Source organism: Albidovulum litorale (genome assembly GCF_025751495.1).
Classification (GTDB): domain Bacteria; phylum Pseudomonadota; class Alphaproteobacteria; order Rhodobacterales; family Rhodobacteraceae; genus Albidovulum; species Albidovulum litorale.
Map to the genome: position 1 here is coordinate 1,004,867 of NZ_JAOWKZ010000001.1, position 11,693 is coordinate 1,016,559.

The following is an 11,693-nucleotide window of genomic DNA, read 5'->3' on the forward strand; positions in this document are numbered from 1 at the left end:
TGCGCCTGTTTTGTATCGAAAATTTTTTTCGCCCAGCCACCAAGGATTGACGCCGCCCCTGCGTCATAGTTCCGTCATGCGCATGCAAACACCGGATGAGGCCCTGGCGATTGCCGCCGCGAACGGAGACCGCGAAGCCTTCGCGGCGCTCCTCAACCGGCATTACGACCGGGTCTTCGGGTTGTCATTCCGTCTGACCGGGTCGAAGGCCGAGGCCGAGGACCTGACGCAGGACATCTGCCTTGCCTTGCCCGCGAAGCTTGGCAGCTACCGGCAGGCCGCGCGGTTCACGACCTGGCTCTACCGGGTCACCGTCAACGCCGCCCATGACCGCCGCCGCCGGATGGTGACGCACCGGAAGGCGGCCGATGGCTGGGGCGATTGGGAGATCGCTCGCCGGGCCGAGATTGCCGAGGCGGAGGAGGCCGAGGACTGGCTGACCGCCACGATGGCACGGCTGACGCCGGAACTGAGGGACACGGTTGCGCTGACTCTGGGCGAGGAGCTGAGCCAGAAGGACGCCGCCGAAGTGCTCGGCGTTTCCGAAGGCACCGTCGCCTGGCGGATGAGCGAGGTCAAGAAACGCCTGCGCGAAATGGCGCGGGCGGAGGGCATGTTATGAGCGATGAATTCGAAAAGCTTCGCGCGGGCCTGAAGGCCAACCCCGCCCCCGATCCGGCGGCGAAGGCCGAAGCCCTGCGCCGCGCGATGGAAAATTTCGACCGCCACCAAGAAACGGCGACTAAGCCGCGTCCCAATCAGGACCGCCCCGAACGGGCGGGAGTTCTGACAGGAGTACGCGAGATGTTCACGAAACTCACGACCCGCGGCGCACTCGCCGCCACCGCCTCCGTCGCCGCCATTGGGATCGGCGTGATGATCTGGCCGAGCCTTGAGGGGCAGAAGGTCACGCCGCAACCGACAGTGCCAGTTGTGCAGGAACCCGCACCTGCTGAAAACGAAAACCGCTTGCGGCAGGCGGAGACCAAGGAGGAATTCGACGACACGGCGATTGCCGATGCGAAGACCTCCTCAGATGCCTTGGGCCGGGCGGAAACCGTCGTGGAGGCAGCACCCATGGTGATGGCCGAGGAACCTGTGATCGTGATGGATGAACCGTCGATCGCGCTGACCGCACCGGCCGCCGACTCTGTCGCGACGGCGAAACGTGCCAACGGCAACTCCCCGCAATTCAGCGGTTACGCGCAGAGCGGGATAGCACTTCCAGAGGCCGAGATCGCTCCGCTTCCCGAACCGGATACCGAAACCTACGCCAACGATGACCCGAACCCGGTGAAGATCGTGGCGGAGGAACCGGTTTCCACCTTCTCCATCGACACCGACACCGCGTCCTACTCGGTCATCCGCTCCTCGCTGACGAACGGCCACCTCCCCCCGAAGGAGGCCGTCCGGATCGAGGAGATGGTGAACTATTTCCCCTATGACTACGCCGCGCCGGATGCGGGCGAGGCCCCGTTCCGCGCCTCGATCAGCCTCTTCCAGACGCCCTGGAACGAGAACACGCAGCTTCTGCGGATCGGCATTCAGGGCGAACTGCCCGCAACTGATGACCGCCCGCCGCTGAACCTCGTCTTGCTGATCGACACGTCGGGCTCGATGGACGACCCGAAGAAGCTGCCGCTTCTGAAACAGTCCTTCGGCCTGATGCTCGGCCAGCTCCGCCCCGAGGATAGGGTGGCCATCGTCACCTATGCGGGCTCGGCCGGGCTGGTGCTGGTACCGACCGAAGCGTCCGACCGCGCCACAATCCTCGCAGCGCTCGACCGGCTCAACGCGGGGGGCTCGACCGCCGGGCAGGAAGGCTTGCAACAGGCCTATCAGGTGGCCGAGAGCATGGCCGAAGACGGGCGTATCGGCCGCATCCTTCTGGCCACCGACGGAGATTTCAATGTCGGCATCCACGACCCCGAGGAACTGAAGGACTTCATCGCGAAGAAACGCGACAGCGGCACCTACCTGTCCGTCCTCGGCTTCGGGCGCGGCAATCTCGACGACGCGACGATGCAGGCCTTGGCCCAGAACGGCAACGGCACGGCGGCCTATATCGACACGCTTTCCGAAGCACAGAAGGTGCTGGTCGACCAGCTTTCCGGCGCGCTCTTCCCCATTGCCGACGACGTCAAGATCCAGATCGAGTTCAACCCAGCGGCCGTCGCCGAATACCGGCTGATCGGCTATGAGACGCGGGCGCTCGCGCGCGAGGATTTCAACAACGACAAGGTCGATGCGGGAGAGATCGGCGCGGGCCATCAGGTAACGGCGCTTTACGAGGTCACGCCGGTCGGAAGTCCTGCCATCCTCAGCGACCCTCTGCGCTATGCCGAACCCACGCTTGCAGGCGATTTCGCCGAACTCGGCTTCCTCAAGCTCCGCTACAAGCAACCGGGCGAAGAAATCTCGACGCTCATCGAAACCCCGATCCCGGTAACGCCGGGCGAGGCCGACGCCGACGCGAACTTCGCCGCCGCCATCGCGGGAATGGGCCAGCTTCTCAGTAATCCGAAATATCTGGGGGAGTGGAGCTGGGACGAGGCGATCGGACTTGCGAACGGCGCGAGGGGCGAAGACCCGTTCGGCTACCGCGCCGAAGCTGTGCAACTGATGCGGCTTGCCCAGAGCCTTGCCCGGTGACCTACAGCGTTGTGTCCTGAAAGCCCAGCTCGGCACTCAGATCCAGCACCATGCGGCGCATCCAGCGATGCGCCGCATCCTTGTCGTGACGGGAATGCCAGTAAAGGCTGATATCGGGTGCCGGTATCGGGACCGGCGGCTGGAAGAACCGCAGGCCCAATGGCTCCCGCACCACGCGGGCGAACTGGACCGGCAACGCCGCCGTCATGCCGCCCCGCGCCACGGCCAGAGCGACCGCCTGAAAATGCGGCAGCGCGAGCGTCACCCGGCGGGACTGGCCGTGACGTTCCAATGCTGTATCGACCTGCCCCGTCATCGAGCCGTCAACCGAGCGGATGGCGTGATTGAGCTTGCAGAAGACCGCAAGCGGCATCGTCTCGCCCTCGGTCAGACCCGCAACGGCCGGATCGTCCCGCGCCGCAGCCATCACGAAGGGCGACCGGAAAAGCGGCGTTTTCGCGACACCTTCGGGCAGGGTGATCGGACGCTCCAGCGCCATGTCGGCCTGATCGTCACGCAGGATGCGTTCGACACCGCCAAGCGAGCTGTCCAGTACCCGTATCCGGACCCCCGGAGCGATGCCATGCAGCTTCTCTGCCAGTTGCGGCATCATCAGCATCGAAAAGAAATCGGATGTCAGAAGGGTGAACGTCCGCTCCAAAGCCGCCGGATCAAAGGCCGGGCCGGGCGCCAGCATGCGCTCGATCTCTTCCAATGCGGATCGGGCGCGCGGCGCCAGTTCTTCGGCCCGCGGCGTCGGGATCATCGTATTGCCACGGCGAACGAAAAGCTGATCGCCGAGCGCGTGGCGCAATCGGTTCAACGCGGCACTGACGGCGGGTTGCGAAAGGCCGATCCGGTCCCCCGCCCGTGTCACGCCACGTTCCTGCCAGAGCGCGTCAAAGACACGGATCAGGTTGAGGTCGAGCGCATTGATATCCATGGCGTGGATCGGCCCTATAACAACTTGCAATTTCATTGATGGGCGAAGTGGCGCTAGTTTGCAAGCAGGCCGCCCGGAAGGTGGCACCAGACAAGGAACCCCGTCATGAACGCCCTATCGCAACCGGAGTCCCGGATCGAACTCTTCTGGTTTCTCAACAACCTGCTGGCTATCCCGGTCTCTGCCGCTCAGGGCGAGGACAATATCTCTGTCGTCGAGCAATGGGCGGCCCATGGTGACAGCCCTCCCCTGCATATCCACCATTCCGAGGATGAGGTCTTCGTCTGTCTCGCGGGGCGGCTTCGCATCAATATCGACGGCAGGGATGTCTATCTCGAAGCTGGCGGTACTGCGATGGCGCCGAAGGGCAAGCCGCACAGCTTCCGCGTCGAAAGCAAAGACGGGGCACATTTTCTGGCGATAACAACCGGTAAGGATTTCGAGGACATGGTGCGCCGGGTGGCCCGCAAGGCAACCGCCGCTACACTTCCCGAACCAGCGGAGCCGACCGAGGATATGAAAGCCGCACTCACCCGAATCTGTGCCGAACACCGGATCGAGATCGTCGGCCCGCCTCTGCATTGAAGACGGGTACAGCTTACCCGGCAGCAGGCGTCTGGCATTCGTCTGTCAGGTCTTGCCCGCAAGGTCTGTCAGCGGACAAACTTCCAGACGAAACCGACTGCCACGATGCCAGCGATCAACAGAAGGGCCGGGTTGTCGACAGCCGGAACCGTCCAAGCGAAGGACATCCCGTCCGAACCGGCATGAGCCCCTGCTGCAATTCCATATTCAACCATGTCCTACCCCCAGGACGTGACTGCATCCCAGTAATCATAGCACAAAAGCCGGAATAACGTGTTGTGAATCTCACGACGGGATTTCTGGCTTGACTGCATTGACGCACCGGTCCTTCCGGTCAGCCCCCGGGCAAAAAAAAGAAAGGGGCGCCATAAGCGCCCCTTCGCGTCAAACTGCTGCCTTCGGATCAGACCTCTGCCTTCTCCACGGCCTTCGCCTCAACCGTCGAGGGACCTGCGATCTCAATCCGGCGCGGCTTCAGAGCTTCCGGCACTTCGCGGACAAGATCGACGTGCAGCATACCATCGGCATGGGTCGCGCCCGTGACCTTAACGTGATCGGCCAGCGCGAAGCGGCGCTCGAAAGCGCGGGTCGCGATGCCGCGATGCAGGTACGTCTTGCCTTCTTCCTCGGCGGCCTTCCGGGCCGAAACGAGCAGCGCGCCTTCCTTCACCTCGACATTCAGCTCATCGCCAGTAAACCCGGCGACGGCGATCGTGATGCGGTAGGCATTCTCATCGGTCTTTTCGATATTGTAGGGCGGATAGGTCGGCTGCGGCGCATCTGCCGACAGCACCCGGTCCATCAGGTCGGCGATCCGGTCGAAACCGACAGTCGCACGGTAAAGCGGTGAAAAATCATAGGTTCTCATGGTCATCCTCCATAGAGCGATACCTGGGGCCCACCTTTCGGTCGGGCGATTGAACATTTCCGGGACCCGCATTCGGCACCCCGGCATGGATCAGATGTGGGCGGATTTTCCTGATTTCAAGGGGTCAGGGACGGATGAACCGCGCCCCGTTTCCGACCGTATCGCCTGTCGTCCCGCCGCCGGGCACGATCCGTCGCGCGGTGAAACCGCTCGGGGCCGTGCTTGTCCCCGCGACATTCACCCCGCGCCCGGTCCGCAGCGCCTGACGCAGCCGGTCGACCGCGTCCGGCAGGGTCATTCCGAACGAAATCGGCTTGCCCTCATCGCGGTAGCCACCCGAGATGATCGAGACGATGACTGGGCGGTTTCCCGACCGGTCAAAAACCGGCGCCCCGGATGAGCCGAAATCGACATCGCAATCAAACGCGATGAGCCTGTCGCGCCGTCCGATCACGCCGCATTCCGCCTGCCGGGAGGGCGCTGATCCCTGCCGCGCGCGAAGGACACCACGCCTACGCTGCGCAGCGATCCATTAAGATGCGCAACCCGGAAAGGGGCGGCCGTCGCCGCGGGAATCGGTTCGGCAAGTTCCAGAAGGGCGAGATCGGCCGATACCCGCGCCGCGCCGTCGGTCTCCTGAGGATCGTAACTCGCATCCGCGACACTGCGCACAACCGCGCTTTCCGCCACCGACCTGCCATCCCTGAGCCCGGCGCGGAACCGCAACACCGCGGGATCGAAAGGCCCGTCCTCATCAAGGACGCAATGGGCCGCCGTCAGCACAAGATCGGGTGCGATAAGCGTTCCGGTGCAGTAGCCGTTTTCCCCGACATCGACCCGCCCCACCGCTTCCAGCCCCAGAAGATCCTGCCTAAGGCTCAGGCGTTTCAGATCCTGGGCGAGGCAGGGACCGGACAGCAGAAGCGCGGTCAGCACGTATCCGGCAAACTCGCGCATCACTCCCTCACGGTTTCACGAACTTAGCGCCGCCGGTCCCCTGGCTGTCGGCACTGCCGAAACCGACCGAAGGCATAACCTTACGGAACGTCCCCTCATCGGCGGCAAAGGCCGCCCGCAATTCGTTCAAGGGCTGCGTCATCGCCGTGCCGAGCGCAACGCGCTGACCATCGACCTCCGCTTTTGCAGATACGACCGATACGATCACCGGTTCACCCCCCTGCATGCTGAAGACCGGTGCCCCCGACGACCCGAATTCAACCGAACAGGTCAGGACGAGAATGCCGGGCTGACGACCGAGCACTTCACAATCGTCCTCAAGCGACGGAGCCTCGGAGCGGTCAAACCCGTAGGATACAATGCCGACCGTATCGCCGCCGCGCGGATCGTTCCCGATGGAAAAAGGCTGAATTGATGGCAGCCGGATCGGCGTGTCGAGTTCAAGGAAGGCCAGATCATAGGCCACCCGGTCCACACGCTCCCTGCCCTCATAGACATAATCTGGATGCGCAAGAACACGACGGACCTTGCGATAGGCCGCCGCGCGGCCGTTGCGCCAGCCCGCAAGGAAGGTGAAATCCTCGGTGTCATGCATGACGCCGCTATTCATGTCGTAAAGGCAATGCGCGGCGGTCAGCACCAGCGATGGTGCGATCAGTGCGCCGGAACAGAATGAATCATCGGAAATGTCGATGCGTCCCACGGCCTCCCAGCCGCGCGTGGCATCACCGGTTTCCAGCCTCTTGAGTCCGGTTTCGGCACCTAGGGCCGCAACCGGCAAGAAAGCCAAAACTGTCGCCGCCAGGGTCTGCCACATCTGTCCACCTCTCCCAGCCCAGTGCTCTATCTGGCCGTTAGGGCAAATTTATGGCCGGGCGTTCCGGCCCGGCCAGACGTCACTCAGAATGACGGCGTCTTTTCCGCGCAACGTGTCCTCAGCGCCCCAGAGCAACCGGGCGCGGCCCGCCGGTCGCCCAGTCAATGAGTTCCACGGTGTGTACGATGGGCAGATCCGTACCCGATCCGATCTGCATCATGCAGCCGATATTGCCTGCCGCGATCAGGTCGGGCTTGCGCGCCTCCAGCGTCTTAACCTTCCGCGCCTTGAGTTCGGCTGAAATTTCCGGCTGTAGGAGATTGTAAGTGCCTGCCGAGCCACAGCAGAGATGCGGGTCAGCGGGTTCCACGACCTCAAAGCCGACGGCCTTCAGCAGTGCCTTCGGCGCTGACGTCACCTTCTGGCCATGCTGCAGCGAACAGGCCGCGTGGTAGGCGACCTTCAGGGCCTCGGGCGCCTGTCCCTCCACGCCAAGCCGCACGAGCAGTTCGGTCACGTCGCAGGCCAAAGCCGCGACACCCGCCGCATCCGCAGCCAGAGCAGTGGTGCGGAACATATGGCCGTAATCCTTGACCGTCGTGCCGCAGCCACTGGTGTTGATGACGATGGCGTCCAGCCCAGCACCGTTCTTCTCGGCCATCCAGGCGGAGATATTGGCGGCGGCCGAGGCATGCGCCTCAGCCTCGCGACCCATGTGATGGGTCAGCGCCCCGCAGCAGCCCGCCCCCTTCGCGACGACGACCTCGCAGCCGAGCCGCCGCAGCAGCCGGATCGTCGCATCGTTGATGTCGGTGTTCAGCGCCTTCTGCGCGCATCCGGTCATCAGCGCGATACGCATCCGCCGCTCACCCGTTGCCGGGAACACCTGCGGAGCGTCATTGCGGCTGACCGGCGGTATCCGCTTCGGCGCCATTGCCAACATTGCCCTAAGCCGCGCATCGGGCAGAAGTCCGGCGAAGGGACGGGCCAGTTTCGCGCCCAAGAGTGACAATCGGAACAGCCGGGGATTGGGAATGACCCGCGCCAGAACCCAGCGCAGGGCGCGATCCATGAACGGTCGCCGGTACGTCTTCTCAATATGAACGCGGGCGTGATCGACCAGATGCATGTAATGCACGCCCGAGGGGCAGGTCGTCATACAGGCAAGGCAAGAAAGGCAGCGGTCGATATGCCGGACGGTTTTCTCATCCGCCGGGCGGTCGTTTTCCAGCATGTCCTTGATCAGGTAGATGCGCCCGCGCGGGCTGTCCAACTCGTCACCCAGCACCTGATAGGTCGGACAGGTCGCCGTGCAAAACCCGCAATGCACGCACGACCTGAGGATTTCGTTCGCCCGGGCGATGCCGGGGTCCTGAAGCTGCTTTTCGGTGAAACTCGTCTGCATCAGCCCATCAGCCCCGGATTGAGAATGCCCTTCGGATCGAACCGCGCGCGGAGGTCCGCCGATATCTTCGCCAGTGCCGGTGGTTCGGGATGGAACGGCGCGATACGGGCGCAGGTATCCTCCGCCGCCCTGATCAGGGTTGCATGCCCCTTGAACGAACCGAGCCGCGCCCGCGCATCCTCTCCCTCCGGCAGAAGCGCCCAGATCAATCCCCCGCCCCAGTCGAGCATATATTCGCAGGCAAGCGCCGCCACGAGAGCGGGCGCATCAGACGGCCGCACGGACAATCGCCAGACGTCACCGCCCTTGCCCGCGAATAGCGAGACATTCGCGACGCGCTGCCACAGATCGGCAACCCGGTCCGGATCAGTCTCGATCCGGACCGGGCCATGGGCGACCAGAAGCCCTTCCAGCTTGTCGGCCCGGTATTCGACCGATGCCGCGAAGCCCTCTATCCGGATCAAAACGCCTTCCCCCGGCAGGAAGGCCGCCCCGGTCACGTCATGGGGCGAACCGAGCGCCGCCGACATGGCAGCGACTGCGGCCGTTGCCCCCTCGGCCGCGACGACCAGCGTCGCCGCCGCCGCAGGAACCGGCAGGACTTTCAGCGCGACCTCGGTCAGAACGCCCAACGTACCCCAGCTACCGGCCATCAGTTTTACGAGATCATAACCGGTCACGTTCTTCATCACGCGGCCACCATTCTTGACGATCGCCCCGGTACCATCGACGAACCGCACCCCGAGAAGCGCATCGCGGCAAGCGCCCGCCTGCACCCGGCGCGGACCCGAGACATTGGCCGCCACCATGCCACCCACGGTCGGATGACCGTCGAGCCCCAGCAATCCGCGCCAGTCGGCAGGTTCGAAGGCCAGTCTCTGACCTTCCTTTGCCAGGGCAGCCTCGAGATCGGCAAGCCGCGTTCCCGCCCTGGCAACCACCGTCAGGGCCTCGGGCTCGTAAAGCGAAATGCCGGACAGGCTGGAAAGGTCCAGCACTTCGCCGACAACCGGCCGACCCACGTTCCGCGTTCCACCGCCGACGATGCGCAACGGTCCCGTCGCTCCCGCGACGATCCCGGCCACCTCATCTTCCGTCTCTGGCTTCATCATCTTCTTCTGTTCCGAAATACGTCGGGAGTCCCGGGGCAACGCCCCCGGGCGGCTGTCAGGCCGCGCGCCGACCGGCACTCACGGTCAACGGAAACACTTTTGCGGGATTGAGCAACCATGCCGGATCGAAGACATCCTTGACCCGCATCTGCGCCTCCATATCCGCAGGTGAATACTGATCGGGCATCAGGTCCCGCTTTTCGATGCCAACGCCATGTTCGCCCGTCAGGCAACCACCCACCTCGACGCAGAGCTTCAGAATCGCGGCCCCGAGTGCTTCGCAGGTCTCCAGATCGCCGGGCTTGTTGGCGTCAAAAAGGATAAGGGGATGCATATTGCCGTCGCCCGCATGAAAAACATTGGCGACATCCAGCCCGTATTCCCGGCTCATCTCGCCAATCCGCTTCAGGACATGCGGCAGCGCGGAAACCGGGATCGTGCCGTCGAGGCACATATAATCGTTGATCTGCCCCATCGCACCGAAAGCCGACTTGCGGCCAAGCCAGATTTTCTTTGCCTCGTCCTCGGAAGCAGCCTCGCGGAACTCCACCGGGTCATGACGCATCGCGATCTGCCGGATGAGGCCAAGCTGTTCGTCGATCTCGGCGGGTGCGCCCTCGACCTCGACGATCAATAGGGCCTCGCAATCGGGATATCCGGCCTTGGCAAAATCCTCGCAGGCGCGGATGCAGGGGCGGTCCATGAACTCGATCGCCACCGGAAGGACGCCGGCCTTGATGATGTCGGCGACGCAGGCCCCCGCGACTTCATTCGCGTTGAAGGCAATGAGCACAGGCCGTGCGCCTTCAGGCTTCGGCAGGATACGCAGGGTGGCTTCCGTCACGACACCCAATTGCCCTTCCGACCCGCAGACCACGCCGAGAAGATCGAGCCCGCCCGCATCCATATGGGCCCCGCCGATCTCCATGATATCACCCGCCATCGTCACCATGGTCACGCCCAGAAGGTTGTTTGTTGTCACGCCGTATTTCAGGCAATGCGCACCGCCCGAATTCATCGCAATGTTCCCGGCTATGGCGCAGGCAAGCTGCGACGATGGATCCGGCGCATAGAAGAATCCGTCGGCTTCCACCGCACCGGTGACCGACAAATTCGTTCGTCCGGCCTCCACCCGGATGAAACGGTCGGCATAGTCGATCTCCAAGACCCGGTTCATCCGCGCAATGCCGAGGATGACCGAATCCGCTGTTGGCAGCGCCCCACCTGCCAGCGATGTGCCCGACCCGCGCGGCACGACCGGCACGCCTTCGGCGTGGCAGACCTTCAGCGCCGCCACCACCTCGCCGGTCGAGCGCGGCAGGACGACCGCCAGAGGCGGGCAGCGATAGGCGGCGAGCGCATCGCATTCATAAGCGCGCGTCTCGGTCGGGTCGTCGATGACCGCATCGGCGGGCAGGACCTTACGCAAACGCGCGACAATGTCCGCGCGTCGTGCAATGATAGTGGGGTCTGGCGCCGGGATATGCATATCAATCTCCAAATTGGTAAAAAATTATAACCAATTATACAATAAAGCAACCAATTGATTGCCCGTTTCCCTGGGTCGATGCATTTCAGAACTACTGCACGGCAAAGTGATACCGATATTTCTGCGACCGTGGCAGTCTGTATCCATGATCAGAAACGGGCTATTTTTTCTTTCCACCCTCGCCACCCTGCCAGCTTATGCTGACGCACCGCAGGTTGTCGCCGCCGAGGCCATCCATCAGGGCGCGGACTGGTTCATTTCCGTAACGCTTGCCCATCCCGACACCGGCTGGGACCACTATGCCAGCGGCTGGGAAGTCCTTGCGCCGGATGGCACAAAGCTCGGCTATCGGGAACTGACCCATCCGCATGTCGAGGAACAGCCCTTCACGCGGTCGCTGTCCGGCGTGGCGATTCCTGAAGGGCTCGACCATGTGCTCATCCGACCGCGCTGCACCCTCGATGGGTGGGTCGGAAGCCCGACGCGAATGAACATTCCAAACAGATTACCCAGGAAATCGTTCAGCGGTCTTTTGCCGAAAAGTGGACGTTACGTAAATCTGTCATCAACTTGTCATCGGGGAATCGCAAAAGTTGTGGTATCTTTTTCTCCGCAGCCAACATTGCACAAAAAAACATAGACAATTCGGGAGGATGTCATGAGCCAGGCAAAACGCCGCGACGATATTGATCTGTTCGTGGATGACCTGCTGGCAAGGCCCGAACGAGCAGAAGAGCTGAAGCGCATGCTGCGCGACCGGCTCGGCGCCCCGATTCCGCCGTTCGGACGCCGACCACACCTCAAGGTTGTATCCGAAACAGCCAACGATCCCGATAGCCTGTGGGACAATGTTCCGGTCTGACAG

The 11,693-nt window shown here is 63.2% G+C and carries 13 protein-coding genes; 5 read left to right on the forward strand and 8 right to left on the reverse strand.

Annotated features, from left to right (window positions below):
- The first annotated feature begins 82 nt into the window (after window positions 1-82).
- Window positions 83-622, forward strand: a complete 540-nt coding sequence (locus OEZ71_RS05080; protein WP_263738824.1) for an RNA polymerase sigma factor — start codon at window positions 83-85, stop codon at window positions 620-622.
- Window positions 619-2,652 carry a vWA domain-containing protein gene (locus OEZ71_RS05085; RefSeq protein ID WP_263738825.1) on the forward strand — a complete coding sequence of 678 codons (2,034 nt, stop codon included), beginning with the start codon at window positions 619-621 and terminating at the stop codon, window positions 2,650-2,652. The genes OEZ71_RS05080 and OEZ71_RS05085 overlap by 4 nt, the downstream gene beginning before the upstream one ends.
- A gap of 1 nt (window position 2,653) precedes the next feature.
- On the opposite strand, the gene OEZ71_RS05090 is transcribed toward OEZ71_RS05085, so the two are convergent.
- Entirely contained in the window at window positions 2,654-3,631 is a 978-nt protein-coding gene (locus tag OEZ71_RS05090) for a LysR family transcriptional regulator (protein ID WP_263738826.1), read from the reverse strand.
- 69 nt (window positions 3,632-3,700) lie between these two features.
- Here OEZ71_RS05090 and OEZ71_RS05095 point away from each other — a divergent pair, with 69 nt between their 5' ends.
- Entirely contained in the window at window positions 3,701-4,180 is a 480-nt protein-coding gene (locus OEZ71_RS05095) for a cupin domain-containing protein (RefSeq protein ID WP_263738827.1), read from the forward strand.
- A gap of 403 nt (window positions 4,181-4,583) precedes the next feature.
- On the opposite strand, the gene OEZ71_RS05100 is transcribed toward OEZ71_RS05095, so the two are convergent.
- The 7 genes from OEZ71_RS05100 to OEZ71_RS05130 form a co-directional block, all read right to left on the reverse strand.
- On the reverse strand, window positions 4,584-5,048 hold the full coding sequence (locus tag OEZ71_RS05100) for an Hsp20 family protein (protein WP_263738828.1): 465 nt from the start codon (window positions 5,046-5,048) through the stop codon (window positions 4,584-4,586).
- A gap of 124 nt (window positions 5,049-5,172) precedes the next feature.
- Window positions 5,173-5,502, reverse strand: coding sequence for a trypsin-like serine peptidase (locus OEZ71_RS05105; RefSeq protein ID WP_263738829.1), 330 nt, complete (start codon window positions 5,500-5,502; stop codon window positions 5,173-5,175).
- Window positions 5,499-6,005 carry a trypsin-like serine peptidase gene (locus OEZ71_RS05110; protein WP_263738830.1) on the reverse strand — a complete coding sequence of 169 codons (507 nt, stop codon included), beginning with the start codon at window positions 6,003-6,005 and terminating at the stop codon, window positions 5,499-5,501. The genes OEZ71_RS05105 and OEZ71_RS05110 overlap by 4 nt, the downstream gene beginning before the upstream one ends.
- 7 nt (window positions 6,006-6,012) lie before the next feature.
- The gene (locus tag OEZ71_RS05115; RefSeq protein WP_263738832.1) at window positions 6,013-6,822 is read right to left on the reverse strand and encodes a trypsin-like serine peptidase; all 810 of its coding nucleotides are present in this window, start codon (window positions 6,820-6,822) and stop codon (window positions 6,013-6,015) included.
- Window positions 6,823-6,940: 118 nt separating this feature from the next.
- On the reverse strand, window positions 6,941-8,227 hold the full coding sequence (gene glcF, locus OEZ71_RS05120) for a glycolate oxidase subunit GlcF (protein ID WP_263738833.1): 1,287 nt from the start codon (window positions 8,225-8,227) through the stop codon (window positions 6,941-6,943).
- A complete protein-coding gene (gene glcE / locus OEZ71_RS05125) occupies window positions 8,227-9,336 on the reverse strand; it encodes a glycolate oxidase subunit GlcE (RefSeq protein ID WP_263738834.1) in 1,110 nt (369 codons plus the stop codon). Before glcE ends, glcF begins: the two co-directional genes overlap by 1 nt.
- 58 nt (window positions 9,337-9,394) lie before the next feature.
- Window positions 9,395-10,828: an FAD-linked oxidase C-terminal domain-containing protein gene (locus OEZ71_RS05130; protein ID WP_263738835.1), complete on the reverse strand. Its 1,434-nt coding sequence runs from the start codon at window positions 10,826-10,828 to the stop codon at window positions 9,395-9,397.
- 145 nt (window positions 10,829-10,973) lie between these two features.
- Here OEZ71_RS05130 and OEZ71_RS05135 point away from each other — a divergent pair, with 145 nt between their 5' ends.
- Together OEZ71_RS05135 and OEZ71_RS05140 are read left to right on the forward strand one after the other, a co-directional pair.
- Entirely contained in the window at window positions 10,974-11,468 is a 495-nt protein-coding gene (locus tag OEZ71_RS05135; RefSeq protein ID WP_318527801.1) for a hypothetical protein, read from the forward strand.
- 18 nt (window positions 11,469-11,486) lie between these two features.
- Window positions 11,487-11,690 carry a hypothetical protein gene (locus tag OEZ71_RS05140; RefSeq protein WP_263738836.1) on the forward strand — a complete coding sequence of 68 codons (204 nt, stop codon included), beginning with the start codon at window positions 11,487-11,489 and terminating at the stop codon, window positions 11,688-11,690.
- Window positions 11,691-11,693: the final 3 nt, after the last annotated feature.

Bases quoted from the DNA above. Each gene is read 5' to 3' on its own strand.
- OEZ71_RS05080 (WP_263738824.1), top strand. From the start codon at position 83: ATGCAAACACCGGATGAGGCCCTGGCGATTGCCGCCGCGAACGGAGAC.
- OEZ71_RS05085 (WP_263738825.1), top strand. From the start codon at position 619: ATGAGCGATGAATTCGAAAAGCTTCGCGCGGGCCTGAAGGCCAACCCC.
- OEZ71_RS05090 (WP_263738826.1), bottom strand. From the start codon at position 3,631: ATGAAATTGCAAGTTGTTATAGGGCCGATCCACGCCATGGATATCAAT.
- OEZ71_RS05095 (WP_263738827.1), top strand. From the start codon at position 3,701: ATGAACGCCCTATCGCAACCGGAGTCCCGGATCGAACTCTTCTGGTTT.
- OEZ71_RS05100 (WP_263738828.1), bottom strand. From the start codon at position 5,048: ATGAGAACCTATGATTTTTCACCGCTTTACCGTGCGACTGTCGGTTTC.
- OEZ71_RS05110 (WP_263738830.1), bottom strand. From the start codon at position 6,005: ATGCGCGAGTTTGCCGGATACGTGCTGACCGCGCTTCTGCTGTCCGGT.
- OEZ71_RS05115 (WP_263738832.1), bottom strand. From the start codon at position 6,822: ATGTGGCAGACCCTGGCGGCGACAGTTTTGGCTTTCTTGCCGGTTGCG.
- glcF (WP_263738833.1), bottom strand. From the start codon at position 8,227: ATGCAGACGAGTTTCACCGAAAAGCAGCTTCAGGACCCCGGCATCGCC.
- glcE (WP_263738834.1), bottom strand. From the start codon at position 9,336: ATGAAGCCAGAGACGGAAGATGAGGTGGCCGGGATCGTCGCGGGAGCG.
- OEZ71_RS05130 (WP_263738835.1), bottom strand. From the start codon at position 10,828: ATGCATATCCCGGCGCCAGACCCCACTATCATTGCACGACGCGCGGAC.
- OEZ71_RS05135 (WP_318527801.1), top strand. From the start codon at position 10,974: ATGATCAGAAACGGGCTATTTTTTCTTTCCACCCTCGCCACCCTGCCA.
- OEZ71_RS05140 (WP_263738836.1), top strand. From the start codon at position 11,487: ATGAGCCAGGCAAAACGCCGCGACGATATTGATCTGTTCGTGGATGAC.